General features: G+C 64.4%; 21 protein-coding genes. 14 read left to right on the forward strand and 7 right to left on the reverse strand.

The window, feature by feature from the left end; translation table 11 throughout:
* Positions 1-93 precede the first annotated feature (93 nt).
* Positions 94-1,593 (forward strand): AMP nucleosidase, encoded by a 1,500-nt coding sequence (locus tag CDV44_RS07240; RefSeq protein WP_087687406.1) that lies wholly within the window; start codon positions 94-96, stop codon positions 1,591-1,593.
* Positions 1,594-1,786: 193 nt separating this feature from the next.
* Positions 1,787-3,163: a gluconate:H+ symporter gene (locus CDV44_RS07245; protein WP_087687408.1), complete on the forward strand. Its 1,377-nt coding sequence runs from the start codon at positions 1,787-1,789 to the stop codon at positions 3,161-3,163.
* Positions 3,164-3,283: 120 nt separating this feature from the next.
* Here CDV44_RS07245 and CDV44_RS07250 read toward each other — a convergent pair whose 3' ends face one another.
* From CDV44_RS07250 to CDV44_RS07260, 3 genes are all read right to left on the reverse strand, one after another.
* Entirely contained in the window at positions 3,284-4,537 is a 1,254-nt protein-coding gene (locus tag CDV44_RS07250; protein WP_087687443.1) for an Hsp70 family protein, read from the reverse strand.
* A 118-nt stretch (positions 4,538-4,655) separates the two neighbouring features.
* The gene (locus tag CDV44_RS07255) at positions 4,656-6,044 is read right to left on the reverse strand and encodes an MFS transporter (RefSeq protein ID WP_087687410.1); all 1,389 of its coding nucleotides are present in this window, start codon (positions 6,042-6,044) and stop codon (positions 4,656-4,658) included.
* A gap of 182 nt (positions 6,045-6,226) precedes the next feature.
* Complete coding sequence (locus tag CDV44_RS07260) at positions 6,227-7,372, reverse strand: cytochrome P450 (RefSeq protein ID WP_141118687.1); 1,146 nt, start codon at positions 7,370-7,372, stop codon at positions 6,227-6,229.
* 169 nt (positions 7,373-7,541) lie between these two features.
* Between CDV44_RS07260 and CDV44_RS07265 the strand changes: the two genes are divergently transcribed.
* Complete coding sequence (locus CDV44_RS07265; RefSeq protein ID WP_087687413.1) at positions 7,542-8,243, forward strand: helix-turn-helix transcriptional regulator; 702 nt, start codon at positions 7,542-7,544, stop codon at positions 8,241-8,243.
* A gap of 194 nt (positions 8,244-8,437) precedes the next feature.
* Here CDV44_RS07265 and CDV44_RS07270 read toward each other — a convergent pair whose 3' ends face one another.
* The 4 genes from CDV44_RS07270 to CDV44_RS07285 all read right to left on the reverse strand — a co-directional run bounded on the left by CDV44_RS07270 (position 8,438) and on the right by CDV44_RS07285 (position 12,489).
* Positions 8,438-8,746 carry a DUF4148 domain-containing protein gene (locus tag CDV44_RS07270; protein WP_087687415.1) on the reverse strand — a complete coding sequence of 103 codons (309 nt, stop codon included), beginning with the start codon at positions 8,744-8,746 and terminating at the stop codon, positions 8,438-8,440.
* Positions 8,747-9,032: 286 nt separating this feature from the next.
* The gene (locus CDV44_RS07275) at positions 9,033-10,034 is read right to left on the reverse strand and encodes a hypothetical protein (protein ID WP_087687417.1); all 1,002 of its coding nucleotides are present in this window, start codon (positions 10,032-10,034) and stop codon (positions 9,033-9,035) included.
* A 346-nt stretch (positions 10,035-10,380) separates the two neighbouring features.
* On the reverse strand, positions 10,381-11,256 hold the full coding sequence (locus CDV44_RS07280; RefSeq protein WP_087687418.1) for an IclR family transcriptional regulator: 876 nt from the start codon (positions 11,254-11,256) through the stop codon (positions 10,381-10,383).
* 75 nt (positions 11,257-11,331) lie between these two features.
* Positions 11,332-12,489 (reverse strand): FAD-dependent monooxygenase, encoded by a 1,158-nt coding sequence (locus CDV44_RS07285; protein WP_087687420.1) that lies wholly within the window; start codon positions 12,487-12,489, stop codon positions 11,332-11,334.
* 501 nt (positions 12,490-12,990) lie between these two features.
* Between CDV44_RS07285 and CDV44_RS07290 the strand changes: the two genes are divergently transcribed.
* From CDV44_RS07290 to CDV44_RS07340, 11 genes are all read left to right on the forward strand, one after another.
* Complete coding sequence (locus CDV44_RS07290; RefSeq protein ID WP_087687444.1) at positions 12,991-14,067, forward strand: porin; 1,077 nt, start codon at positions 12,991-12,993, stop codon at positions 14,065-14,067.
* A gap of 338 nt (positions 14,068-14,405) precedes the next feature.
* A complete protein-coding gene (locus tag CDV44_RS07295) occupies positions 14,406-15,272 on the forward strand; it encodes an ABC transporter ATP-binding protein (protein WP_087687421.1) in 867 nt (288 codons plus the stop codon).
* 43 nt (positions 15,273-15,315) lie between these two features.
* Positions 15,316-16,098, forward strand: a complete 783-nt coding sequence (locus tag CDV44_RS07300) for an ABC transporter permease (RefSeq protein WP_087687423.1) — start codon at positions 15,316-15,318, stop codon at positions 16,096-16,098.
* Positions 16,099-16,140: 42 nt separating this feature from the next.
* Positions 16,141-16,932, forward strand: coding sequence for an SDR family oxidoreductase (locus CDV44_RS07305; RefSeq protein ID WP_087687425.1), 792 nt, complete (start codon positions 16,141-16,143; stop codon positions 16,930-16,932).
* Between the two features lie 54 nt (positions 16,933-16,986).
* The gene (locus CDV44_RS07310; protein ID WP_058375531.1) at positions 16,987-17,544 is read left to right on the forward strand and encodes a cupin domain-containing protein; all 558 of its coding nucleotides are present in this window, start codon (positions 16,987-16,989) and stop codon (positions 17,542-17,544) included.
* A 108-nt stretch (positions 17,545-17,652) separates the two neighbouring features.
* The gene (locus CDV44_RS07315; protein ID WP_141118688.1) at positions 17,653-18,567 is read left to right on the forward strand and encodes an alpha/beta fold hydrolase; all 915 of its coding nucleotides are present in this window, start codon (positions 17,653-17,655) and stop codon (positions 18,565-18,567) included.
* A gap of 82 nt (positions 18,568-18,649) precedes the next feature.
* Positions 18,650-19,522, forward strand: coding sequence for an IclR family transcriptional regulator (locus tag CDV44_RS07320; RefSeq protein ID WP_087687445.1), 873 nt, complete (start codon positions 18,650-18,652; stop codon positions 19,520-19,522).
* Positions 19,519-20,325, forward strand: a complete 807-nt coding sequence (locus CDV44_RS07325; protein ID WP_087687428.1) for an SDR family oxidoreductase — start codon at positions 19,519-19,521, stop codon at positions 20,323-20,325. Before CDV44_RS07320 ends, CDV44_RS07325 begins: the two co-directional genes overlap by 4 nt.
* Entirely contained in the window at positions 20,318-21,970 is a 1,653-nt protein-coding gene (locus CDV44_RS07330; RefSeq protein ID WP_087687429.1) for a thiamine pyrophosphate-binding protein, read from the forward strand. The genes CDV44_RS07325 and CDV44_RS07330 overlap by 8 nt, the downstream gene beginning before the upstream one ends.
* Entirely contained in the window at positions 21,963-22,781 is an 819-nt protein-coding gene (locus CDV44_RS07335) for an aspartate dehydrogenase (protein ID WP_087687431.1), read from the forward strand. The genes CDV44_RS07330 and CDV44_RS07335 overlap by 8 nt, the downstream gene beginning before the upstream one ends.
* A gap of 19 nt (positions 22,782-22,800) precedes the next feature.
* Positions 22,801-23,642: aldehyde dehydrogenase family protein (locus tag CDV44_RS07340; RefSeq protein ID WP_141118689.1), on the forward strand; the 842-nt coding region annotated here is incomplete at its 3' end.

The raw sequence follows: 23,642 nt of genomic DNA on the forward strand, positions 1-23,642 counted from the left end.
AATCAGGCTCAAAACACGGCACCGCGGGCGTCATACAGTCGTGCCACAATAGGCGCATACTCGACAACACGAAAAGACAGAAGAGGTTTGCGCATGTCCGAACAAGAACCGGTCCACGCCACCCGATCGATCTCCGACCCGGTGGAAGCCGTCAACTATCTGAAGACGATCTACGACGCCAACACCGCGTATCTGCGGGCGGCTTTCGAGCGCTTTTCCACCGAGAAAGACGCGGCGCGTCGTGTCAGCGCGCACTATCCTTTCATCCGCATCACCACCGAAGACATCACCCAGCTCGACAAGCGCCTGTCCTATGGCTTCGTCTCGGGCCCGGGGAGCTATCAGACGACCGTCACGCGTCCCGATCTCTTCGAGAACTACTACATCGAGCAGTTGCGCCGCCTTACGCACAACCACGGCGTAGCGTTCGAAGTCGGTGTATCCGACGAGCCGATTCCCGTGCACTTCGCTTATCGCGACGGCGTGTATCTCGAAGGCGATCTCGACCAGTCACACCTGCGCGCCATGCGCACGGCGTTCGACGTGCCCGATCTCGCCAAGATGGACGACAGCATCGTCAACGGCACGCGCGATCCGCTGCCCGGCGAAATTCTGCCGCTCGCGCTGTTTACCGCGCCGCGTGTCGATTACTCGCTCCATCGGCTGCGCCACTACACGGCCACGTCGCCCGAGAACTTCCAGAATTACGTGCTGTTCACCAACTACCAGTTCTACATCGACGAATTCGTCGAACTGGGCCGCGAGTTGATGAGTGCGAGCGACGACCCGGCGGAGCGCGAGTATCGCAGCCAGTACACGGCATTCGTCGAGCCGGGCAACGTCATCCACTGGAACCAGAACATTGCCGCGCGCGATTCGGAGGGCACACCGCCGCCGCGTCTGCCGCAAATGCCGGCGTACCACCTCGTGCGCCCGGATAACACCGGTATCACGATGGTGAACATCGGTGTGGGTCCGTCGAACGCCAAGACCATTACCGACCACATTGCTGTGCTGCGCCCGCACGCGTGGGTCATGCTGGGCCACTGCGCGGGCCTGCGTAACTCGCAGCGTCTGGGCGATTACTGCCTGGCCCACGGTTATGTGCGCGAAGACCATGTGCTCGACGACGACCTGCCGCTGTGGGTGCCGGTGCCGCCTCTCGCAGAGGTGCAGGTGGCGCTCGAGCGCGCCGTGGCCGATGTGACGCAGTTGGACGATTTCGAGCTCAAGCGCGTGATGCGCACGGGCACCGTCGTGACCGTCGACAACCGTAACTGGGAACTGCGCGATCACCGCGAGCCGGTGCAGCGCATGAGCCAGAGCCGTGCGATTGCGCTCGATATGGAAAGCGCGACCATTGCCGCCAACGGCTTCCGCTTCCGGGTGCCGTACGGCACGCTGCTGTGCGTGAGCGACAAGCCGCTGCACGGCGAACTGAAGCTGCCGGGCATGGCCGACCGGTTCTATCGCGAGCGTGTCGATCAGCATCTGAAGATCGGCGTGAAGGCCATGGAGCTGTTGCGCGATAACGGTCTGGACCGTCTGCACAGCCGCAAGCTCCGGAGTTTCAACGAAGTCGCGTTCCAGTAAAGCACCCGGCGGCGGCGATGTTTCGACACCTGAAACTTGCCGCCGCGCCCCGCCTGCCCCGTATCACGGGGCGTTGCGCCCCATGCGTGCATGCGGCCGCCGCTAGTAGCACAATGCCTTCGCACACCGGTACGACGCCGCTTCCCCGCGTGCGTTCTACCGGTGTTTTTGTTTCTCGTCATCAAGGATCATCGTGGAGCTAGTCAACCACGTCGTGCCCTGGGCAGCGCACGACACGCGTCTATTGCTGTCCTGCCTCGTCGGCCTCGTCGCCATCATTCTCTTCATCAGCGCGCTAAAACTCTCGCCGTTCCTGTCGATTCTGATCGGCACGTTTATCGCGGGTCTGGGTGCCGGCTTGCCGCTGGATTCGGTCGCCAGTGCCTTCAGCAAGGGCGCGGGCGGCATTCTGGGCGACGCGGGCATGATCATCGCGCTAGGGGCCATGCTCGGTGCGTTGATGGCGGACACCGGGGCGGCCGACCGCATCGTGACCGTCTTGCTTACCTTTGCCAAGGGCCGCGCGCTGCCGTGGATGATGGCGGTGGTGGCGATGATCATCGGGTTGCCGCTGTTCTTCGAAGTGGGCCTCGTCATGATGGTGCCGATCATCTTCGTGATGGCCCGCCGTGCGAACACGCCAATTCTGCGCGTGGCCATTCCGGCGTTGGCCGGTATGACCACACTGCACGCGCTGGTGCCGCCGCACCCGGGGCCGCTGATCGCCGTGTCGGCGCTGCATGCGGATCTCGGCATGACGATGGGACTGGGGCTGCTGATTGCCATTCCGGCGGTGATTCTGGCCGGGCCGCTGTATGGCATGTGGCTTGCGCCGCGCCTGCATGTGGACGCGCCGCAGCAACTGGGCGACCTGTTCACCAAGCGCGATGACGACCTCGCACCGCCGCCGTTTGCCGCCGCGTTGCTGGTGATTCTGCTGCCGGTAGTGTTGATGCTGGGCCGCACGCTTGCGAAGGTGGCGCTCACCCCCGAGACGCCGGTTTTCGAAGCGCTCGACTTCCTTGGCGAGCCGATCATCGCGTTGGCGCTGACGGTGATCGTGGCGATTGTCGTACTCGGCTGGGGACGCGGCCTGCCGCGGGCCCGCGTGGGTGAAACGCTGCGCCGTGCGCTGCCGCCGATCGCTGGTCTGTTGCTGACGATTGGTGCAGGCGGTGGTTTGAAGCAGGCGCTGGTGACGGCAGGCATTGCGACGACCATCGGCAAGGTGGCGGTCGGCACGCACATGCCGCTGATTCTGCTGGCATGGCTGATCGCGGTGGCATTGCGTCAAGCGACGGGATCGGCAACGGTCGCCACGACCACGACGGCCGGCATCGTGGCGCCGCTGGTGATGCATCTGCCGCCGGTGCAGGGCTCGCTGATTGCGCTGGCGATCGGGGCGGGGTCGGTGTTCTTCTGCCACGTCAACGACGCGGGTTTCTGGATGGTGCGGGAGTACTTCGGCTTGAAGCTCAAGGAGACGCTGTGGGTCTGGTCCGTATTGCAGACCATCGTCTCGGTCGTGGGGCTGGTGATGACCTTGTTGCTCTGGCAGATTCTGGTGTGATGCTTCGGCCCGCATGTCGGGCTGAGACGCTGGAATTGCCAGCCATGAAAAAAGCGCGCAGACCGTGAGGTTGCGCGCTTTTTCTTTGCGATGTCGCCGTCTCTGTTGCCGCGGCGTGGCTTACGAAAACACGCGCTTCGCGTGAATGCCGAGGCCGAGCGCCACGCTGGCGAGGCGGTCGCCGAAGACCGGCGTCGCGTTCGGGAACGCTGCGCACATGGCGCCCGACAGGCAACGCAGCCCCGTCGAGCCGCCGGTGAAGTACAGCGCATCGACGTCTTCCGCGCGCAGTCCGGCAAGCGATGCCGTGTGCACGGCGCCTGCCGTGATGCTGGCGATTTCGTCGCTCACCGCGTCGACCAGTCCCGCTTCCGAGAAGGCCACGCCGAGTTCGCGCTCGATGACGGCGAGGTCGATACGCGTCTCGCCGCCGGCAGCCACGGCAATCTTGGCATCTTCCGCATGACCGACCAGCGCATGACCGAGGCGTTGGTCCACCGTGCGCATCAGGCGGCGATGGTGGACCGGGTCGGCGTACAGATGCGCCGTCAGGGCCAGTTCACCCACGCGCTTGGGCGTATAGACCGTGTTGATCAGGTGCCACGTGGCCAGATCGAAGTAGATGCGGTTGGGCACTTCCTTGCCATCCGGGCCGAGGGCCTTGTAGCCGATTTCGCGCAGGATCGTGGCGAGTTCGATGCGGCGATCGAAGTCCGTCCCGGCGATGTGCACGCCGTGGTGCGCGAGCACGTCGTCCTTGCGTTCGAGGCGTTGGGCACGGTCCGGGCCTACGCGCACCAGCGAGAAGTCCGAGGTACCGCCGCCGATGTCCACGACGAGCACTTGTTGCTCTTCGGTCAGGCGCGATTCGTAATCGAAGGCAGCAGCAATCGGTTCGAACTGGAAATGCACGTCCTTGAAGCCGACGTCGCGTGCGCTTTGTTCGAGCGAGCGTTGCGCGGCGGCATCGGCGCGGGGATCGTCATCGACGAAGAACACCGGGCGGCCCATGACCACTTGGCGCAGGTCGTCGCCATCGGACTTGATGGCGTGCGTGCGCAGGTGTCGCAGGAACGTCGCGATGATGTCGATATAGCGCATCGCCGACCCGTTGCCGAGATCGGTGGTGCTTTCGATGAGGGAGGAGCCGAGCAGGCTTTTGAGCGAGCGCATCAGGCGCCCGTCATAGCCGTCGATATAGTCGGCGACAGCCTGGCGGCCAAATGTCGCGCGGCCACCTTCGTCGGCGTTGAAGAAGACGGCCGTCGGCAGCGTGCCGTAGCCGGCTTCCAGCTCGACCAGACGCATGGCGGCACCGTCGCGTACAGCGACGGCTGAATTCGAAGTGCCGAAATCGATGGCGCAGAAACTCATGGCATTGCGGCTCATGCAGGCGAGCCGTAAAAGGTCGGCAGTGTAGCACGGCCGGGCGGCCGGCCAAATTTAGTGTCCCAGAATACCTTCAGGACCCGCTCGCGGCCAGTTAGGGCTTTCAACCGTGCGATGTTTTGGCAGGTGGCTGCGCGGCCGGCAGCGTGCGCAGGCTGCTCACCACGGCGGCCACGGCTGCGAAGACTGCCGCGACGTACAGCGCCGCACGCGTGCCATAGCCCTGCGGGGCCACGCTGAAGATAAGCGCGACGAGCGCCGCGCCGGTCGTTTGCCCGGTCAGGCGCGCCGTGCCGAGCATGCCGCTGGCGCCGCCGCTGCGATGCGCGGGGGCGGCGGTGAGCATGGCGTAATTGTTGGGCGACTGGAACAGACCGAAGCCGAAACCGCACAACGCCATGCGCCAGACGATGTCCCACGAGTGCGGCTGCGCGGGCAGCATGGCGAGCGCAAGCAGACCGAGCGCGAAGGCCGCCATGCCGATCGCACCGAGCAGGCCGGGTTTGTAGTGTTCGAGCAAACGTCCGGCGACGGGCGCAACCACGACGATCGTCAGCGGCCATGCGGTCATCAGCAGGCCGGTCTGCACGTGGTCGAAGCCGAGCGAATCCTGAAGATAGAAGGGCAGCGCAACGAACGCGAGCATCTGGGCGCAGAACGATGCCATCGACGTGCAGATCGACAGGCCGAAGATCGGAATGCGCAACAAGTCGACGGGAAGCAACGGCACGGGTTGCGTGCGCTGACGCCGCACGAAGATCGTGCCGATGATGACGGCGGCCACCAGTTCGACGGCGACGAGCCAGCGTTCCTGACCGTGGCCGAACGAGTCGATGCCGGAGATGAGCAGCCCGAAGGTTAGCGCACTGAGCAGCGCACCGGTCCAGTCGAAGGCGTGGGAGGCGCGGATGCTGTCGGGCAGCGAGCGCATGGCGATGCCCAGCGCGATGATGCCGAGCGGCACGTTGACGGCGAACAGCCACGGCCAGTGGGCGATGGACAAAATACCGGCGGCGAGCGTCGGCCCGGCGGCCGACGAGACCGCGACGATCAGTGAGTTGAGGGCGACACCGCGTCCGAACCACGCGCGCGGGTAAATCATTTTCACCAGCGCGCTGTTCACGCTCATGATGCCGGCCGCGCCAAAGCCTTGGGCGACGCGGGCGAGCGTAAGTGTGACGAGCGAGTCGGAGAGTGCACAGGCCAGCGACGCGAGCGTGAAGAGCGCCAGACCGACCGTATAGACGCGCCGATAACCGACGATTTCACCGAGCGCGGCGAGCGGCAGCAGCGAGATCGTGATCGCGAGTTGGTACGCGTTGACGATCCAGATCGAAGTGGCGGGGCTGGCGTTGAGGTCGCGCGCGATGGTCGGCAGGGCGACGTTGGCGATGGCGCTGTCGAGCACCGAAAGCGAGATGGCGAGCATGACGGTCGCGATGGCCCAGACCCGGGCGGGCATGGGCATGCCGTCGGCATAGTTTTCGGACATGAGGGCAGCGAGGCGAGACTGCCGGTGAGTCAGCGCGACACGACCGGCGAAAGCGTAATCGTGCCCGAAATCGCGGAAATCGGCGTCGGCTGGGCTGGGAGCCTTATAAACAAAGGGGTTGGGTTTCTTGAAGTCTGTTTTATCTGATGGAATATAAATTCCATCAGATAAAACACGTGAATTCAGTCATTCCCGAAGCGTGCGATACGGGCGTTGCCGAGCGGGTGATATGACGTGCCTGACGCTAGCAAAGCGAGGTCGAGTCCGCTGGCGAGTACCGTTTGCACGCCGACGGCGGCGAGCGTACTGGCGGGAGACCGGCCGGGGCATGCGTGTCCGCCGTGCCCGAACGTCCATGCCGTGTCGTCGGGGCTGACCGGTGTTGGGGCGGCGGCGAGTACAACCAGCACGACATCGCCCCGCGCCAGTTGCCGTTCGCAGATAACCGCCGGGGTGTGCAGAAAGCGGCGCGTGTTCTGGACGGACGGGTCGAAGCGGATGACGTCACGAACCGCGGCAATGGCCATGGCGAGATGGGATGGTGTGGCGGGGTGGTTCACTGCTGGCGTTTCCGCTTCGGTTGCCGTTGTCGACGGTTCGGCGCGCGCCAGACGGCGAAGCGCGTTGGCGACGAGTCCTGCGCAGGCATCGTGGGTTTGTGTGAACAGACCCACGATGTTGGCCGTCAGCGCACGCGGGTCAATCGCAGGTTCAAGGGCGGCGAGATTCGCGGTGCGCTGAAGCCAAGTATCGGGTGCGTTGTCGGTGCTGAGCCATTGGCGGGCGAAATCATTCAGCGTCGTCGCAGCGCGGTGGCCGTCGGCGATGACCTCGGCCCGTGGTGCAGGACGTGCCGATTCCGCCATTGCGGCGACGAGGGCGTGGGTGTTCGCATAGACGTCAGGCCATTGCGATTCCGGAACCCCCAGCCAAGCGGCGAGTGCATAGATGGGTTGGCGGAAGACGTAGTCATCGAGTTTTTCCGAGTACGCGGCGGCGCTGGCGTAGCCGAGTCGGTCGAGCGTTGGGGCGTCGGCGGACAGTGAGGCAAGCTGTGTGGCGAGCCACGGCTTGAGCGTGATGTGTTCCGCACCGTCATTCATGCGAACGAGCCGCCCAAACCATTCACCCGCCGCACCAGAGGCGAGTGCAGCGGGCACGAGTGCCCCCGCCGGCCGCACGCCGCATGCCGGATGACGCAGCACCTCAACGAGCGCCTCCGGCCCGGCGGCGACCCACATACCGAGCGACGCATCGAAGTCGAACGGCCGCTGTGCCGCGAGCGCGCGGTAATACGGATAAGGATCGGGGTGGGTGACGGCAGTCACGGCGTTCGTCCGGGGGGAGTCGTCGATGTGCATGGTGCATCCTTCGATATGCGGCGAGAGAGTGATGCCATTTTCTGTTCTGTCGGCGTGGCACGTTTCATCACGCACTGAAGTGTCGAGCGCGGCACCGGACATATACTGCGATGCATATTCTCCTACGGAGCCCGCCATGGACCTCACCCGCGATTACGCCCCTGGCGTTAGTTCACTCGCATCCCTGCTCGCCGATGCGGGCCGCATGACCATGCTCTGGGCGTTGATGGACGGTTCCGCCCGTCCGGCAGGGGAACTGGCGCTCGTTGCTGGCCTTTCCCCCTCAAGTGCCAGCGGCCATCTCGCCCGTCTCGTCGACGGCGGTGTCCTCGCCCAAGAAGCCCGCGGACGCCATCGCTATTTCCGCATCGCCACACCGGAAACGGCAACCGCCATCGAAGCGCTCGCGAGTGCCGCGTTGGCAACACGCGAACTCCGCCCGCGTCCTGTCCCCGTCAGCCGCGCAACACCGCCCCCGCTACGTCACGCACGCACCTGTTACGACCATCTTGCCGGGGAAGTCGCCGTCGACCTGTTCGCGCGCATGCGTGAGCGTCGCTGGCTTCGCATCGACGGCAGCGATGTCGCGCTGACCGACGCGGGCGTCAACGGCCTCACCGCCCTCGGTGTCGACCTCACCACCGCCCGCGCCCGCCGCCGTCGCTTCGCTTGCACCTGCCCCGACTGGAGCGAGCGCAAACCCCACCTCGGCGGTGCACTCGGCGCGGCACTCCTCAGCACCTGTCTGCACGCCAAATGGCTTGAACCCACTCGCGAACCTCGAGCGCTGCGCGTCACGCCGCTTGGCGAACGCCATCTCGCCGACTTCGCCACCTGATTTATCCAGCGCACAAAAAGAAACACCCCGCAGAAATATGCGGGGTGTGAGGCACCGGGAGCGGTGGGCTACGGGACAGGATCCGAAGTCGATCGTCCTGGCCGCCGTAGCGTCGTCGCCGGTTGCCGCTTGAGCACGCTTCAAACTTTGCGTGTCCTCGCGCCGTCAACCAGCGCCGACGCGAGAGGCTGGCTTTAACTACCAGCGTAAGTCGAATTGATCAGTGCAGTCGAACCTTGGACACGTGCACCAACCGAATGGCCGTAAGTCGTCAGTTGCGGATACTGACTGTCGGTCTGCGTGAGCTTGCCTTGCGCTTGGGCTTCGATCAGCTCCTGACGAACCTGTGCGCTCGGCACGGCCAGCTTTTCGCTGTACACGCTCGATTGCCAGAACAGGTTTTCGTTCGGATAGCCGTTGCCGCCAGTGCCTGCAAATGCGGCCGGTGCGGCTGCCACAGTCAAAGTCGCGGCAATCAACAGATGCGAAAGAGTGCGGGTCATGATGTTTCTCCTGTCTTTATTGTCTGGTGGTCGGCCGATTCACTTGAATGTCCGGCACCGCCTACGCCTCTAAGGTAGGACGACCACGTCGCAGGAGTAACCGCATGCGGCGCAACAATGCATTGCAGATAACGTGCCATCTCGAAACCCGCATGCAGAAAGGGTTTCAAGGCAGCCGACGTTTTCGAATCAGTCGAATACCGACTCTAATGAAGATGTTAATTAACAGGAGTGCGACAGGCTGTCGCAGCGCCGTCGGGAGAAATGACGGCGCGCAGCAGGGCGATCAGAACTTGTAGCCGACGCCTGCGAGGAAGATGTCGCTGTCGCGGTCGTAACCGGTCACGACGCGGTTCCATGAGAGGCGTCCGACCCAATGATCGGCAAACCGGTACGCCATGCTCATCGTCAGCAGACCGGCCACGACGTTCTGCGCACCACCCGCCGCCCGGTTCTGCTTGTACTTATTCCACGTGACATACGGGCCGAAGCCAAGGCCGAGGCTGAAGCGATCGCTGAAGAAGTCGTTCTTGACCCACGCCTGCGCCGCAATGCCCTGACGGTTGCCGATGTCGCTATGGCCTTCGTTGATCAGCGAGACCGTGCCGTCGAACCACCGGCCGAACCCGTGCCGGTATTCGATGCCTTCCGCCGCCGCGTTCTGCGAGTCGAGACTGTTCACGATCGAAAGCCCGGCCATCACCGACAGCACGTCGCCGGTCGGCACCGGCGGATCCATGTTGCCGATGACCGGACCCGGCGTAGACGGCTTGTCCAACTGATAGCCCACGCCAAGCAGGTATTGAACGGTGTTGATGCTCGACGGCGATTGCACGTAGTTGGCGCGCGCCTGCACGTACCAGCGGCTCGCGAAATAGTACGTGGCGGTGGCCGAGAACATGGCGCCCCAGCCATGGTCGTCCTCATAGCGCTTGCCGCGGTTGCCGGCCACCGTGTCGTAATAGCGATACGGGCCAACGCCTACGGCAACGTCGAAGCGGCGGTCGAAGAAGGCCTGACGCGCCCACACCTGCAACGCAAAGCCGTCCCGGTGATGATCGGGCACGTGGCCCTCGTTCATCCACGTGAAGCTCGCGGCGAAGTGTTCGCCAAGCCCCTGCCGGTAATCCATGCCCCACGAATAGGTGTGCGCGTTGTCGTCGTTACGCGCGTTCATAGCGCCGGCATAGACGGTGGCTTCCTGCGCCTGAGCAACATGAGCGAAAGCCGATGCGCCACAGACGACGCCAGCCAATGCCGAGCGCACCCACCATGGTTTGTTTTTCATGTTTGATTCGCCGCAATACGCGTTACGCGCGTTGGTTCGCCGCTTCAGCGTTAGCGACGGCTATGTATTCGATACGCCGCATCTACGCGGTGCGCCTATGTTCGTTCTATCGTAGCAGCCGCCCACGGACCGGAGCGAGACAACAGGCCGCCGCTTCAAATTACCGAAAATTACGGCATCGGCGACGGCACATCGTATGGCATGCCGAAACAGTTAGTCAAACAAGATGTCAGGGAATGAAAGGGGTTGCGACCGAGGCCAGTCCGTTGGAAGGTCTGGCGGTCGTTTCCCCTGTATTTGCGCGATCTCGCCGCGGTGTGAGGTTACCGATGCAATGGCTTGAAACTCAGGCTCTTTCCGCCGCCGCCAAAAAAGCTGGCGCGTCCGCCAGTAATACGGTGAGATCGGCTGCGCCAGATTTGACCACGGCCGCCGTACGCTCCCGGCTGAGCGTGTCGGTGCCCACGAGCGAGCGCGGCCCCGCCACACTCAGTGCAGCCAACGGACGTCCCTGCGCATCGAGCACCGCCGCCGCGCACGCGTCGATACCGGCTTCGAAGCCATCCTGACTCCACGCACAGCCGGTTTCCCGGTCGCGCGCCAATTGGGCGTCCAGCGCCGCGTAGGTCCGCGCACTCTGCGCTGTTGCGGCCGCGAGCGGCTCGGGGCCAAGCAAGGCCCGGCGGCGCTCGGGACTCAAGTGTGCAAGCAGCGATCGCCCCGGCGCGGTCAGGTGCGCGGTGACACGACTCCCCGCACGGATATTGCTTACGAGGGGCAGGGCAGGCGTTTCGCACAACAGATACCGCACCTGCGTGCCGTCGAGCACGGTGAGGTAGCTGGATAACCCGGTCTCGCTGGTCACACGCGTGAGTACGCGGCGCGCCGTGGCGAGATGATCCTCGCCTGCGAGCGCCGCAGCGGAAAGTGTGAGAAAGCCGAGACCGAGCCGATGCCCGCCGTGCGGCAGCGGTTCAAGCACACCTTCATGCTCAAGCGTGGCGAGCAGCCGCATGACGGTCACGCGATTGACACCGATACGCCGGCCCACTTCGCTCATGTTGGCCGTCGAGCCACCGTCAGCCACAAAGCGCAGGAGCTTGAGCGCACGAATGACCGGCGTGATGAGCCCGGCCTGAGTAGCGTCGCGATCGTCGCTCTCTGCGCTGACATTGCTGGCATTGCTGGAATCACGGGAGGTGGCGGGCGTTGCTTTCGTCATGCGGTGCTGTACGTTTGGTTGTGTCGAAACGAAGGGGCGATCAACGATCTGTTACCGGCTGGCGTTAGCGGCTTCTCAAGCGGCCAACGGCACTTGCCACGCGTCGTATTCGTAGACCCAATCGGCGTTGCCGCCTTCCTTGAGCCACTGGTTGCCGCGCGAACCGATCTGCACGCGCGCGGTGCGCTCGCGACGTGCCGCTTCGTAACGGGCGAGCGCGCCGGCCAGCGCATCCGCATCGGCGTTCGGGCCGACCTCGGCGAGGTGGCGAGACATTACCACAGCGTCTTCGATGGCCATACCGGCCCCCTGCGCCATGAACGGCATCATCGGGTGACACGCATCGCCAAGCAGCGAAACCCGGCCGCGCGACCATTGCGGCAGCGGGTCGCGCACGTACAACGCCGACTTCAGCACGCTGTCGCAGGCATCGAGCAACGCGCGAGCTTCGGGATGGTAGTCGGCATACATCGCGCGCAACTCCAGCACGTCGCCCGGTGCGGTCCACGATTCCAGCGTCCAACTGTCTTGCGCCGTGGTGGCGAACACGAAAATGTCCCGGCCGAGATTGAGCGGAAACGTCACGATCTGGCTCGATGCCACAGGCCCCCACCACTTGGTGAACGCGCCCAGATTCGGCACCCCGTCCAGCTTGTTCGCCGGGACGACCGCGCGATAAGCAACCACCCCCGTGAACTCCGGCGATTCCGGTCCGAACAGGCCCGTACGCACGACCGAATGAATGCCGTCGGCACCGATGAGCACATCCACGTCGTCGTGCGTGCCGTCGGCGAAGCTCAGCCGAATGCGGCCCGTCTCGCCGACGCCCGGCGCTTCGAAGGCGACAAGCTTCTTGCCCAGCGCGATGCTCTCTGCGGGCACCGCCTGCTCCAGCGCCTGAAGCAAATCGGCGCGATGCATTGTGAGTTGCGGCGCGCCGTATTTGGTCTGCGCCGTCTGTGCCATCTCCAGTCGCGAGGTCTCTTCACCCGAATCCCACGTGCGGCTGATGCGATGGCTCGGCTGTGCAGCGGTTTCGCGCAAGGCTTCGCCAACACCCAGACTATCGAGTGCCCGCACGGCATTGGGCGTCAGGTTGATGTCGGCGCCGACGCGGGCGAACTGCGCCGCCTGTTCGTAGACGCGCACACGAAAACCGGCACGGATCAGCGCGATGGCGGCGGCCAGACCGCCGATGCCGGCACCGTTGATGCCGATGAGGGGAGCTTGCATGGGGACACCTTTTGATAAACGTTGCGACGAATTCGGAAAAATAAAACGTTCAAATATGAACGTAATGTTCAAATATTATTGTTTTTGATTCGATCAACTGCAAGCCTTCCTCGGGTAAATCCGGACGCAACGTGTTCGGCCGGAACAACGCTCCCATCAGACGCACGGCAACGCCGACGGGACGAACAGCACCTCACCGAAGCTTTGAATACAAGATGCCAGCGGCCGAATGCGCGCGCGGTAGCACGCCAAATTCCTGTCATCAATTCGTGCATCTCCGCTGCGGGACTCACGCATCACCTGGCCTAAGCTCCGCATTGTTGGTTTCATAAGTAATCCAACGTTTCATAGGTGGAACGTAAAGACGCGACGGTACGAAGGACGTGACCGGCTTGGGTTGCCGTGCGTCGTCGTCGGCGTCACCACCGTTTTCGAGTCAGCGAATCATCGAACGACAGGAGTACACAGATGAAGCGGTTTCCGACGGGGCGGATCTCGGGGATGACAAAACTGGCGGCAGCGATGCTGCTCGCCGTTGGCGTGCCGATCGCAGCGCATGCGCAAAGCAATGTGACGATCTACGGCAGCATGGATGCTGGTGTGGCGTACGTGAACAATCAGGGCGGCAGCAGCAACTTTCTCGCGCAACAAGGCGGCACGCAGCCGGATCGCTGGGGTTTTCGCGGCGTTGAAGATCTGGGCGGCGGCAATCGCGCGATCTTCCTGCTGGAGAACGGTTTCTCCACGCTCACCGGCAACACCCTCAAGGCGGGCGCGATGTTCAACCGCCAGTCGTGGGTCGGTCTGCAATCGGACACGCTGGGCACGGTCACGATCGGCCACATGACCACGTTCAACTTCGACTGGCTCGGCCCGTTCAGCACGTCGTATCTGGGCATGAACTGGTACATGTTCCACCCGGGCAACCTCGACGAACTGGCCAACACGTCGGTGGTGCAGGTGGATAACTCGGTGCGATATGTCACCCGGGACTTCGCGGGCTTCAAGGCGGGCGCCATGATCTCGCTGGGCAACACGGCGAACTTCGCCAACGGCAAGAAGTGGAGCGTGGCCGCGAACTACACCAACGGGGGCTTCAAGGCGTCGGCCGTCTACTCTAACGAGAACAACCGTACGCCGAACGTTGCCGTGCTCGGTGGCGCCACCTTCCAGAACCAGCCGGTCGCGACCTATACGGCGTCGAACGTCGAGAACATGGGCGCGGGCGCTTCGTATGGCTTTGGCGCGTGGTTGCTGCACGCGTTGTACACGCGCGTGAAGCTCGAATCGCCGGGCTACAGCGACACCTATCAGGCTTTCGACGCCGGCGCGAACTACGCCACCAGCATCGCCAATACGATCACCTTCGGGGCGGCCACGACGAGCATGTCGGGCAAGCGCTGGACGCAGGTGAGTCTGGGCGACGTCTATGCCTTGTCGAAGCGCACGCAGGTGTATGTGAGCGGCGTGTACCAGCATGCCAGCGGCAACGGCGCCGTCACCGCCATCAACACCATCGGCGCGTCGTCGACCGCCAATCAGGTCGTGATCATGTCGGGCGTGCACCACGCGTTCTGACGCGCATCGATCTTCACCACCGAGCATCACCCAGTGATCTCACTTTGCGCATTCAATAAGTGGGCTCAACTCGCGCCGGCCGGCATTCGTTGGCCGGCGTTTTTTTCGCCCCGCAAACGCGCTGTTCTCGCAGCAAAGCCCATGGGTTGGGGTTTCCCCTAGTCAAAAAACAATTTTGACTCCGGCCGTCACTCCCTATAATTGATCCATAAGTAAATCAACGTTTCACATATGAAACGTAGCCGCAAGGCGAAGGACAGGTTGGCAGGCGATGCAGCGAAGGAAAAGCGGCACGCTGCCCGAGGCAAGTTGAACATCCAGAAACACGGTGGTTTCCCATGCTCAGGTCGATTCAATTGCAAGACGCGAACGTAGCCGAGGCGTATGCCGACGCACGTCACACGCCGGCGACGGCACCGCTGCCGTTTGCCATCGAATATCGCGGCGTGACGCGTCGATTCAAAAATCGCCAGGGCAAGGGCGAAATGACGGCGGTGTCCAACGTCTCTATCGGGATCAAGACCGGCGAGTTCGTCTCGCTGATCGGTCCGAGCGGCTGCGGCAAGAGCACGCTGCTCAATATGGGCGCCGGTTTGTATGCGCCCAGCGAAGGGCAGGTCACGCTGGCCGGCAAGCCGGTGCGCGGCCCGTCGCAACAGGTCGCCTTCATGCTGCAAAAAGATCTGCTGATGCCGTGGCGCTCGATTCAGAAGAACGTCGAGCTGGGTATGCAGATTCGCGGCCGCAGCAAGGCCGAGCGCGCTGAGGTGGCCAAGACGCTGCTCGCGCGCTGCCACCTGAAGGGTTTCGAGAATCACTATCCGCACCAGCTCTCGGGCGGCATGCGCCAACGCGCGGCGCTGGCACGCACGCTCGCCGTCGAGCCCGACGTGCTGCTCATGGACGAGCCGTTCTCCGCGCTCGATGCGCAAACGAAGATGGTGCTGCAACAGGATCTCGCGCAGATGCTGGCCGCCGAAGGCAAGACCGCGCTGATGATCACGCACGATCTGGCCGAAGCGATTGCGCTGTCGGATCGCGTGTTCGTGATGAGCGAGCGCCCGGGCACGATCATCGAAGAGATCACCGTCGATCTGCCGCATCGCGACAACCCCATCGAGCGCCGCAAGCAGGCGGGCATGAACGAATACGTCGCCCATCTGATGGAACTGCTCAAGGTCGGCCGCGACGATCACCTCGGTTGATGCTCGCCGGTCATCTCTTGCCCAAGACACTGGAATTCCCGCTATGAAAACCCTCACCAAAGCCCAACTGACCGCTGGCAGTTTCGTGCTGTTGCTGCTCTTCGCGGCCGCCTGGCAATGGGGCCCGACGGCGTTCGGCGTGCCCGAGTTCGTGCTGCCCAAGCTGTCGTCGACGCTCGTCGAAGGCGTGCGCATGTTTCAGGTCGAGAACCTGTGGCTGCACGTCGGCGTGACGGCCCTCGAAGTGATTGCCGGTTTTGTGATCGGCTCGGCGCTGGGCGTGCTGATCGGGGTGATCCTCGGCTTGTCGCCGTCGACCGAAGCCATGCTCTCGCCGTACATCCTCGCGCTGCAAATTGCACCGAAGGTGGCGTTCGCGCCGCTGTTCGTGATGTGGATGGGCTACACCATCTACCCGAAGATTCTCGTGGCCGTACTGATCGTCTTCTTCCCCGTGATGATCAACGTGCTGGGCGCCGTGCGCTCGGTCGACCCCGACATGGTCAATCTGGTGCGCGCGCTGTGCGGCCGCCGCTGGCAGATCTTCCGCTTCGTCGAATTTCCGTCGGCCATGCAGGCCCTGTTTGCCGGGCTGCGCATCGCCTCGACGCTTGCCGTGATCGGTGTGACCGTCGGTGAGCTGGTCGGCGGCGATCGCGGGCTGGGCTATCTGCTGGTCTACGGCGAAGGGCAGGGCAACACCGCCATGGTGTTTGTCGCCATCGCGGGGCTGACGGTCATCGGTATCGCCGCCTACGCGGCTGTGGTCTGGCTTGAGCGCCGCGCACTGCATTACGTGCCGCGTGCATCGATGAACATCGCCTGACGTGATGACGCGACCTGCTCTTCAGCCTACAAGGAACGCATCGTGACCGAACTGCCCATCCTCCCGCTCGACACCGCCACGCTCTCGCCGCTCGACGGCAAGAGGCTGCTGGTGACCGGCGGCGCTCGTGGTCTTGGCGAAGGTTTCGTGCGCGCCGCCGTCGCCCGTGGCGCACAGGCGACGATTGCCGATATCGCGACAGACGCGGGGCAAGCGCTCGCTGCCGAACTCCGCGACGCGGGTCACGCGGTCTCGTTCGTTCGCGTCGATCTGTCGGAACCGGCCTCGGTTGAAGCGGCTGCCAAGGTGGCCGCCGAGCAAATGGGCGGCATCGACGGGCTCGTCAACAACGGCGCGATTACCAACTCCGGCGGCAAGCTCGCCACCGAGTTGAGCATCGAGACGTGGGACGCCGTCATGAACGTGAACGTGCGTGGCACGTGGCTCATGACGATGGCGGCACTGCCGTATCTGCGCGCATCGGGGCAGGGGCGTGTCGTGAACATCGCCTCGGACACGGCACTGTGGGGCGCGCCGCGCCTGCTGGCTTATGCCGCGAGCAAGGGTGCCGTGATGGCGATGACCCGCTCGCTGGCGCGCGAACTCGGCCCAGACGGCATCACCGTGAACGCCATCGCGCCCGGGCTGGTGGAGGTCGAAGCCACCGCTTACGTGCCGGCCGAGCGTCATCGCCACTATCTGGAAGGACGCGCGTTGCCGCGCGCACAGGTGCCGGACGACGTGGTCGGGCCGGTGCTGTTCCTGCTCTCCGATGCTTCCCGTTTCGTGACCGGTCAGGTGCTGCCGGTCAACGGCGGTTTCGTCATGCCGTGACGCGGCACGACGAATCGTCTTCTCTTATTCGCAACGCCTTCAAGGAGTCACAACATGGCGCAAGCCGAAGCTAAAAACACCGCGACGCCTCAGGCCGTCGAGAGCTGGACGCAGGCCGAAGGTCAGCCGTTCAGCGACTGGCTGGACTCGCGTGTGGCGCGTTTTTCGACGCGCAAGTACGACTGGGATGCTCTCAAGTTTCAGGCCGACTACGACCCGAAGTATCGCCGTGCGCAGATGCGCTACGTCGGCACGGGCGGCACGGGCGTCGCCAAGGATGTCAACACGGTGCCCGCCGGTCATTTCACGTTCTCGACCATGGTGATTCCGGCCGGCAACATCGGCCCGAGCCACATCCACATGGACGTGGAAGAAATCTTCTTCGTCATGCGCGGCAAGATGAAAGTGGTCTGCGAGCGTGACGGCGAGACGTGGGAAGCCATTCTCGGCGAACGCGATCTGATCTCGGTGCCGCCGGGCGTGTATCGCACGGAAATCAACATCGGCGACGAAGACGCGCTCATGTGCGTGATGCTCGGCTCGCAAAAGCCGGTCACGCCGACGTATCCGCCGGATTCGCCGCTCGCCAAGATCAAGCGCGAACAGAAGTAAGCGCGGGAGCCTCGTTCTTCCCGAAAGTCCGGCGGGTGCAAGCCACAGGCAAGCGCCACGCCGGCAGGAATTTTCTCCGAGTCATTGCAGAAGACGTTACCCGAAGCCATGTCAGCCGAAGCTCTCAAGTCCGAACTGCCCGACGCCAGCGATGGCATCGTCGCCCCGCTTTGCGCGCGACTGAATGCGTTTGCGTATCGCACCATCGTCACGCGTGCGGGGACGGTCGGCTATCGCAGCACCGCCACTGCTGACGACGGCCGCATCGCGGTCGTGATGCTGCACGGCATCGGCTCGGGGGCCGCGTCGTGGCTCGCCCAGTTCGAAGCGGCCGGTCTGGATGTCGCGCTGTATGCATGGGATGCGCCGGGCTACGGCGAGACGTCGAATGTGAGCGATGCCGAACCGCATGCCGACGCCTACGCCGACGCGCTCGAAGCATGGCTCGACGCGCTGGGTCTGGATCGCGTCGCATTGGTTGGCCATTCACTCGGCGCGATCATGGCGACGAAGTTCGCCAGCCGTGCACCGCAGCGCGTGCGCGGCCTCTTTCTCTGCTCGCCGGCAGGCGGCTACGGCAAGGCCGATCCGGCAGTGCGAGTGTCGAAGCGCGACAGCCGTCTGGCGATGCTCGACAAACTCGGGCCGGCCGGTATGGCGCGCGAGCGCAGCGACAACTTGGTCGCGCCGAATGCCGCGAACCTGCCGCGCGCGTGGGTGAAATGGAATATGAGCCGTGTGCTGCCCGCCGGTTATCGGCAGGCAACGCATCTGCTGTCGAACGGTGATGTCGCAGGCGAGTTGGCGCAGTACGTGGCCGCCAACGCAGGACCGGTGGCCGTGGCCGTCGGCGCGCAGGACGGCATTACGACGCCCGCCGCCTGTCAGGTCATTGCCGACGTGGCTGGCGTGACGTTGCAAATCATCGACGGCGCAGGTCATGCGTCGTATATCGAAACCCCCGACGTTCTGAACGCTGCACTTGCGGCGTGGCTGGACCGGGTGGCGGCGGGAGGGCGTTGAGATGGCACCGGCAACCCCGAAACGCAACACGACCGCGCTGCCTGAAGACGACACGCGCGACGACATCGATGCGATCGATGCGATGAACGACCAAGACGCCGAAGGGCTCGATGCCGCTGACGCCGGGCCGTCCGAGTCACGCTATCTCGTGCCGGGGCTGGAGCGCGGTTTGCGCATCCTCACGCAGTTCTCGCCGCGCGAATCCGTGTTCAGCGCGCCGGAGCTGTCGCAGCGTCTCGGCATTCCACGCACCACCGTATTCCGTCTGTTGCAGACGCTCGAAGCCATGGGCTTTCTGGAGCGCGCAGGCAGTGAAAAGAACTTTCGTCTGGGCGTGGCCGTGCTGCGTCTGGGCTTCGAATACCTCAGCTCGCTGGAGCTGACCGATCTGGGCATTCCGATCATCGAGCGCTTGCGCGACGCCACGCAACTCACTTCGCACATCGTGATCCGCGATGGCCGCGACATCGTCTTCGTGGCGAAAGCGCAGAGCGTGGCGGGCGTGTTCAATTCGATCAAGGTGAACGTCGGCACGCGCTTGCCCGCCCACGCGACGGTGCATGGCCACGTGCTGATGGGCGATCTGACGCTGACCGAGCTCAAGGCGCTCTATCCGGAAAAGACGCTCGAGAAATTCACGCCGCAAACGCCCGAGACGCTCGCCGAGCTTTTCGAGCGCGTGCGCGAAGACGCGGAGCGTGGCTATGCCGTGTCGGCCTCGTCGTTCGAGCGCGGCATCAGTGTGGTGAGCGCACCGGTGCGCAGCGACACGGGCCGCATTTGCGCGGCCATCACGGTCACGATTCCGCGCGCCAACATCGACGCGTCGATGCTCGATGCGGGCCTGATCGGCCAAGTGCGCGAAGCCGCCGATGCGCTGTCGCACCGTTTGAACTACCGGCCGGGCAGTGACGGCCGGACCACCCCCTACATGAAGTCACTGGGATTGAAATGATCAAGATCGACCTTTCCGCACGCGCGGCGCTGGTCACGGGCGGTTCGTCCGGTATCGGGCTGGCTACCGCCGAGCGCCTGCTCGAAGCGGGTGCCGCTGTCGCGATCTGCGGCCGTAACGCCGAGCGGCTGACGCAAGCCGAAGCGCACCTGCGCGAGCGCCATCCGGACGCGCGCCTCATCGCCGCGCAATCCAATGTGCTCGATGCGGGCGACGTTGCCGCGCTCGCTGAGCGCATCCAGCGCGAGTTCGGGCGTCTGGACATGCTGATCAACAACGCAGGTCAGGGCCGCGTGTCGACCTTTGCCGACACCACCGACGACGCGTGGCGCGAAGAGCTTGAACTGAAGTACTTCAGCGTGATCCGCACCACACGCGCCTGCTTGCCGATGCTGCGCGACGCTGCACGCGAGACGGGTGATGCCGCGATTGTTTGCGTGAATTCGCTGCTGGCCCTTCAGCCCGAACCCCACATGGTGGCCACCTCGTCGGCGCGTGCCGGTATCCAGAATCTGGTGCGCTCAATGGCCAGCGAATTCGCGCCGGAGGGAGTGCGCGTCAATTCGATTCTGATCGGGCTTGTGGAGTCGGGGCAGTGGCGCCGCCGCTTTGCCGCGCAGGGCGAAGGCAAGACGTGGCAGGAGTGGACCGGCGAGCTGGCCCGCAAGAAGCAAATCCAGTTGCAGCGTCTGGGCAGGCCTGAAGAGGCGGCCGCAGCGATCTTTTTCCTGGCGAGCCCGCAATCGTCCTACACGACGGGCAGCCATATCGATGTTTCCGGAGGCTTGGCAAGACATGTCTAACAAAACCACCGTCGGCGAAGTCATCGCGGCGTTCCTCGAACAATGCGGTGTGCAAACCGCGTTCGGCGTGATCTCGATTCACAACATGCCGATTCTCGACGCTATCGCGCGCCGCGAAAAAATCCGTTACGTCGGCGCACGCGGCGAAGCCGGTGCACTGAACATGGCCGATGGCCTGTCGCGTGTCTCGGGTGGACTGGGCGTGGCGTTCACGAGCACGGGTACGGCAGCAGGGAATGCCGCCGGTGCCATGGTCGAAGCGCTGACCGCCGGTACGCCGGTGCTGCACATCACCGGTCAGATCGAAACCGAATTCCTCGACCGCGACCTCGCTTACATCCACGAAGCTCCCGATCAACTGAGCATGCTCAAGTCGATATCGAAAGCGGCCTATCGTGTGCGTTGCGTCGACACGGCGCTCTCGACCGTGCGTGAAGCCGTGCGTGCGGCGCTGACCGCGCCGACCGGCCCGGTCAGCGTCGAGATTCCGATCGACATTCAGGCGGCGGAAATCGAATGGCCGGCCGATCTGGCTGCGCCGCACGTGACAGTGCCGTCGCACGACGAGCAACGCGTGGCGGAACTGGCCGACAAGCTGGCTGCGGCACATCGCCCGTTGCTTTGGCTGGGCGGTGGCGCGCGCGGCGCAGAGGCGGCCGTCAAGCGACTGGTCGACATGGGCTTTGGCGTGGTCACCAGCGTGCAAGGTCGCGGCATCGTGCCGGAAGACCACGCCGCCACGTTGGGCGCATTCAACATTCACCCGACGGTCGAAGCGTTCTACAAGACGTGCGACGCCGTGCTCGTGGTCGGCTCGCGTCTGCGCGGTAACGAAACGCTCAAGTACAAGCTCGGCCTGCCGCGTCCGCTCTATCGCGTCGACGCCGATGGGCTGGCCGACAACCGCGGCTATCGCAACGACTTGTTCGTGCAAGGCGATGCCGCACGCGTACTGAACGCGCTGGCTGACCGCCTGCAAGGCCGCTTGTCGGTCGACCCGGCGTTCCACGCCGACTTGGCCGCCGCGCGCGATGCCGCCGTCAAACAGGTCGCGGAAGGTCTTGGCCCGTACCGTCAACTCGTGGCCGCGCTGCAAGGTGCACTGGGCCGCGACTTCAACTGGGTGCGCGACGTCACGATCTCGAACAGCACGTGGGGCAACCGCCTGCTGAAGATTTTCTCGCCGCGTGCGGGCGTGCACGCCTTGGGCGGCGGCATCGGTCAGGGCATGCAGATGGGCATTGGCGCGGCGCTCGCCGGCAATGCGAAGAAGACGGTGGCGTTGTGCGGCGACGGTGGCCTGATGGTCAACGTGGGCGAACTCGCCACGGCTGTGCAGGAGAAAGCGCCGGTCATCATCCTGCTGATGAACGATCAGTGCTACGGCGTGATTCGCAATATTCAGGATGCGCAGTACGGCGGCCGCCGTCACTACGTGCAACTGCATCAGCCGGACTTCGCTGCGTTCTGCGCCAGCCTGCAACTCAAGCACGAGCGCATCACGGCCATCGATCAGGCCGAAGGTGCCGTCGCGCGCGCTGTGGCCCACGACGGCCCGGTGCTGCTCGAAGTCGACATGCTGTCGGTCGGCAGCTTCGCGTCGCACTTTGCCGGTCCGCCGGTGCGGGAGCCTGCGAATGCGTGAAATGAATCATCGACCGGTTGATGTCGCGCTGATCGGCTTCGGCGCCATCGGCTCCAAAGTCTACGAAGCCTGCGCGGGCGATCCGAATCTGCGCATCGGCCACGTGATCGTGCCCGAAGACGCTGCGGCGCGCGTGCGCGAGAGCGTGCGTGAAGGCACCGAAGTGGTGTCGTCGGCCGCGGCGCTCACCCGCCGTCCGGACTTCGTGCTTGAGTGCGCGGGGCACAGCGCGCTGTCGGCGCACGTCGTGCCATTGCTGAAGTCAGGCATCGATTGCGCGGTGGCTTCCATCGGCGCGCTGTCCGATTCGGAACTGCTTGCCGCGCTGGAGCAAGCCGCCAAGGAAGGCGCATCGACCGTCACGCTGCTCTCGGGCGCCATCGGCGGTATCGACGCCATCTCCGCCGCTCGCGAAGGGGGGCTGGATGAAGTGGTCTACACCGGCCGCAAGCCGCCGCTGGGCTGGCAGGGCACGCCGGCCGAGCAAGTTTGCGATCTGACGACGCTTGCCACCGCCACGGTGATTTTCGAAGGCAGTGCCCGCGACGCGGCGCGTCTGTACCCGAAGAACGCCAATGTGGCGGCCACCGTAGCCATCGCCGGTCTGGGGCTCGACGCCACACGTGTGCGCCTGATTGCCGACCCGGCCACCTCGCGCAACGTGCATCACATTGCGGTGCGTGGTGCGTTTGGCGAGATGTCGCTGGAGATGTGCGGCAAGCCGTTGCCGGACAACCCCAAGACGTCGGCCCTGACCGCTTACTCGGCGATTCGCGCGCTCAAGAACCGCGTCGCGAATTGCGTGATCTAGTTCTCGCAGGACAAGCACCATGAGTCATCAAGATTTGCTGCAAGGGTTCTCGAGCGACATTCTGGTCGGCGGCGAATGGCGTGCCGGCTCGGGCAAGCGCTATCAGAGCCTGTATCCGGCCGACGAGAGCGTGAATGCCGAGATCGCGGCCGCGGGCGCACAGGATGCGACCGACGCGGTGGAAGCTGCCGATGCCGCGTGGCGCCGTGCCGACTGGGCGGGCCTCAAGCCGCATCAACGCGCCGCCGTGCTGCATCGCGTGGCCGATGGCATCACGCAGCGCGCCGAGGCACTGGCGCACCTGCAACGCCGCGACAACGGCAAGCCGATCAGCGAGACGCGGGCGCTTGTGGCGAGCGCTGCGGGCACGTTCCGCTATTTCGCCGCGTGTCTCGAAACGCTGGAAGAGACGCTCACGCCGTCGCGTGGCGACTATCTGACGATGAGCGTTCATGAGCCGCTGGGCGTGGTGGCCGCCATTACGCCGTGGAACTCGCCGATTGCGTCCGACGCGCAAAAGCTTGCGCCTGCGCTCGCCGCAGGCAATGCGGTGGTGCTCAAGCCTGCGGAAGTCACGCCGCTGGCTTCGCTCGAACTGGGCCGTATCTGCGAAGCCGCGGGTGTGCCGCGCGGTGTGTTGTCGGTGCTGCCGGGCAAGGGCTCGGTGATCGGCGACATTCTCGTGCGGCATCCGAAGGTCAAGAAGGTGGCCTTCACGGGCGGCACCGAAGTCGGGCGCGGCATTGCGCGTCTGGCGGCAGAAAAGCTCATGCCTGTCTCGCTGGAGCTGGGCGGCAAGTCGCCGACGATCGTGTTCGAAGACGCGGACATCGATCACGCCGTGGCCGGTGTGCTCTACGG

It is taken from the genome of Pandoraea sp. PE-S2R-1 (genome assembly GCF_002179865.1).
Taxonomy (GTDB): Bacteria; Pseudomonadota; Gammaproteobacteria; order Burkholderiales; family Burkholderiaceae; genus Pandoraea.

Coding starts and splice junctions, on each gene's coding strand:
- CDV44_RS07330 (WP_087687429.1), top strand. CDS start 20,318: ATGTCTAACAAAACCACCGTCGGCGAAGTCATCGCGGCGTTCCTCGAA.
- CDV44_RS07255 (WP_087687410.1), bottom strand. CDS start 6,044: ATGTCCGAAAACTATGCCGACGGCATGCCCATGCCCGCCCGGGTCTGG.
- CDV44_RS07285 (WP_087687420.1), bottom strand. CDS start 12,489: ATGCAAGCTCCCCTCATCGGCATCAACGGTGCCGGCATCGGCGGTCTG.
- CDV44_RS07310 (WP_058375531.1), top strand. CDS start 16,987: ATGGCGCAAGCCGAAGCTAAAAACACCGCGACGCCTCAGGCCGTCGAG.
- CDV44_RS07320 (WP_087687445.1), top strand. CDS start 18,650: ATGAACGACCAAGACGCCGAAGGGCTCGATGCCGCTGACGCCGGGCCG.
- CDV44_RS07335 (WP_087687431.1), top strand. CDS start 21,963: ATGCGTGAAATGAATCATCGACCGGTTGATGTCGCGCTGATCGGCTTC.
- CDV44_RS07275 (WP_087687417.1), bottom strand. CDS start 10,034: ATGAAAAACAAACCATGGTGGGTGCGCTCGGCATTGGCTGGCGTCGTC.
- CDV44_RS07295 (WP_087687421.1), top strand. CDS start 14,406: ATGCTCAGGTCGATTCAATTGCAAGACGCGAACGTAGCCGAGGCGTAT.
- CDV44_RS07300 (WP_087687423.1), top strand. CDS start 15,316: ATGAAAACCCTCACCAAAGCCCAACTGACCGCTGGCAGTTTCGTGCTG.
- CDV44_RS07325 (WP_087687428.1), top strand. CDS start 19,519: ATGATCAAGATCGACCTTTCCGCACGCGCGGCGCTGGTCACGGGCGGT.
- CDV44_RS07240 (WP_087687406.1), top strand. CDS start 94: ATGTCCGAACAAGAACCGGTCCACGCCACCCGATCGATCTCCGACCCG.
- CDV44_RS07315 (WP_141118688.1), top strand. CDS start 17,653: ATGTCAGCCGAAGCTCTCAAGTCCGAACTGCCCGACGCCAGCGATGGC.
- CDV44_RS07280 (WP_087687418.1), bottom strand. CDS start 11,256: ATGACGAAAGCAACGCCCGCCACCTCCCGTGATTCCAGCAATGCCAGC.
- CDV44_RS07270 (WP_087687415.1), bottom strand. CDS start 8,746: ATGACCCGCACTCTTTCGCATCTGTTGATTGCCGCGACTTTGACTGTG.
- CDV44_RS07250 (WP_087687443.1), bottom strand. CDS start 4,537: ATGAGTTTCTGCGCCATCGATTTCGGCACTTCGAATTCAGCCGTCGCT.
- CDV44_RS07265 (WP_087687413.1), top strand. CDS start 7,542: ATGGACCTCACCCGCGATTACGCCCCTGGCGTTAGTTCACTCGCATCC.
- CDV44_RS07290 (WP_087687444.1), top strand. CDS start 12,991: ATGACAAAACTGGCGGCAGCGATGCTGCTCGCCGTTGGCGTGCCGATC.